The following is a 2,146-nucleotide window of genomic DNA, read 5'->3' as shown; positions in this document are numbered from 1 at the left end:
AGCGATGGCTGCCGCGCGGGCGGCCGCTTCGCGCTCCTGCTCGACCGCCGCGATGCGTATTCCGATACCGGCGCCCGCGATGACCACGACACCGACGGCCAGCAGGCTCACCGCGGCGATGAGCAGCGCCTTGTTCTGGCGCGCCCGTCCTGCCGCGCGCCGCTCCTCGGAGCGTTCGCGCCGCGATGCGTCGTAGTCCCTCGGGTCCACTTCGTCGTCCTCCACTAGCCGGTCTGGCCCGTGAGCGTGAAGCCGTCCACCGTCATGGCCGGCACGCGGAACGTGCCGAAGTCGGCGCGCACCGCGGTCAGCGTACGCCCGACGGCACGCACGTTCGTCAGCGCGTCGACCGCGCTCTGCGTGAAGCGCTGGTTCTTGAGCGGCCGCGCGAGCCGTCCGTCCTCGATGAGGAAGGTGCCGTCGCGTGTCATCCCGGTGAGCACCGCGCGGACCGGCTCCTCCACGTTGACGTAGTGGAAGCGCGTCACGTACACGCCGCGCTCCACCGAGGCGATCATCTCGTCGATGCTGCTGTCGCCGCTGTCCATCACCAGGTCGAGCGCCTGGGGGCCCCAGCGGTTCGGCGCGGGCAGGGCGTGGCCCGTGTTCGGCCGCCCGGTCCGGGCCGCCCAGTACGAGTCGGTCACGGGGCCGGCAGCCACGCCCGCGTCGACGATGACGGTGCGCCGCTTCGGCACGCCCTCGTAGTCGAACGCGAGCCCGAGCGCGCCGGCGCCGGCCGCGTCGTCGGCGATCGTGACGCGCTCCGAGAGCAGCCGCTCGCCGATCCGGCCCGACATGAACGACGAGCCCTCCTCGACGTCCTTGGCCGAGAAGCCCACGTAGGCGAGGTACTCGAGCAACGACGCGACGGCGTCGGGCGCGAGCACGACCGCGTACGCGCCCGGCTCGAGGTCGCCGGGGTCCGCCGAGCGCGATGCGAGGTCGGCCGCCCGCGCGCCGAGTGCCTCGGCGGACAGGTCGCTCGCCTCGCCGGAGACGAACGAGGCCCATCCGCTGCCGCCGTCATCGCCCATCGCGAGCACGTTGGCGGACAGGTCTCCGGCCGCCATCGCGGCCGCCGTGCCGGCCGAGTTCGCCACGGCGATGGCGCCGCGGCTCACCTCGACCTTACCCGCGGCCGTCAGGCCGCGCTCCGCGGCCTGGGCGATCAGTCCGGCGGCCGCACGGGCGCGGGAGTCCGCGCCGAACCCGGCGACGCTGTCGGCCGAGCGGTCGGCGAACGCGTTCTCGCCCGCGGCCGGCAGGCCGGGGAAGCCGGGGTCCTCGGGCGCCACGCGCGCGGCGGCGGCCGCTGCGTCGCAGCATGCGGCGAGCGAGGCGTCGTCGAGCCGGTTCGTGGACGCGACGCCGACTCGCTTGCCGAGCACCGCCCGCACCGAGACTTCCGCGTCGGACTGCGCGACGTTCTGGTGGATGCGGTTGCCGGCGAAGCGCGTGAGCGCGCCCTCGCTCACGGCGACGAGCGCCTCGGCCTCGTCCGCACGCGTGAGCGCGACCGCCCGCTTCGCGAGATCGAGTGCCTCGGCCGGAGTGCGCGGCCTCATCGGCCCACCCCCACCCGCACGCCGCGGAACCGCGCGGGCGCGGCGCCGTGCGCGACGTGGGCGACCTGCATCGGCTCGCCCTTGCCGCAGTTGGCCACGCCCCACACGCTCCAGTGATCGCGCGAACAGACGGCGTCGCACGAGCCCCAGAAGCGCGGCGTGATGCCGGTGTAGTTCGCGTTGCGGTACAGCCTGCCGAGTCTGCCGCCGCGGATCTCACGCGCCAGTTCGACGCCGAACTGGAAGTTCAAGCGCTTGTCGTCGATGGACCACGAGTTGTTGGTCTCGAGCCACAGCCCTTCGTCGGTGTCGGCGATCAGGTCGTCGAGCGCCCAGGCGCCCGGCTCGAGCGAGACGGTCGTCATGCGCACGAGGGGCGTGCGCCCCCAGCCGTCGGCACGCATGCAGCCGTTGCTCTCCCGGCCGATCGCGAGCGCGGACTCGCGCGAGGACAGCAGGCCGGTCAGCACGCCCCGGTCCACGATCAGGTCGCGGCGGGCGGGCACGCCTTCGTCGTCGAAGCCGAAGGAGCCGATCGAGCCGGGCACGGTGGCGTCGACGGTGATGGTGACGTGCTC

At 73.9% G+C, this 2,146-nt stretch carries 2 protein-coding genes and 1 pseudogene (1 of these 3 only partly in view); all 3 read right to left on the bottom strand.

Going from position 1 to position 2,146, the window contains the following annotated elements; all coding sequences use genetic code 11:
* Positions 1-210, bottom strand: a 210-nt coding sequence (locus FDZ70_07115; protein TLM74798.1) for a hypothetical protein, incomplete at its 3' end; no start/stop codon positions are given.
* 14 nt (positions 211-224) lie between these two features.
* Complete coding sequence (locus tag FDZ70_07110) at positions 225-1,568, bottom strand: TldD/PmbA family protein (protein ID TLM74797.1); 1,344 nt, start codon at positions 1,566-1,568, stop codon at positions 225-227.
* Positions 1,565-2,146 (bottom strand): annotated as a pseudogene (locus FDZ70_07105) (TldD/PmbA family protein); it runs 979 nt beyond the window's last position. The gene FDZ70_07110 and the pseudogene FDZ70_07105 overlap by 4 nt, the downstream one beginning before the upstream one ends.

The organism is Actinomycetota bacterium (assembly GCA_005774595.1).
In the GTDB taxonomy this organism is placed as follows: domain Bacteria; phylum Actinomycetota; class Coriobacteriia; order Anaerosomatales; family D1FN1-002; genus D1FN1-002.
This window is presented reverse-complemented; position numbering and strand designations above follow the sequence as displayed.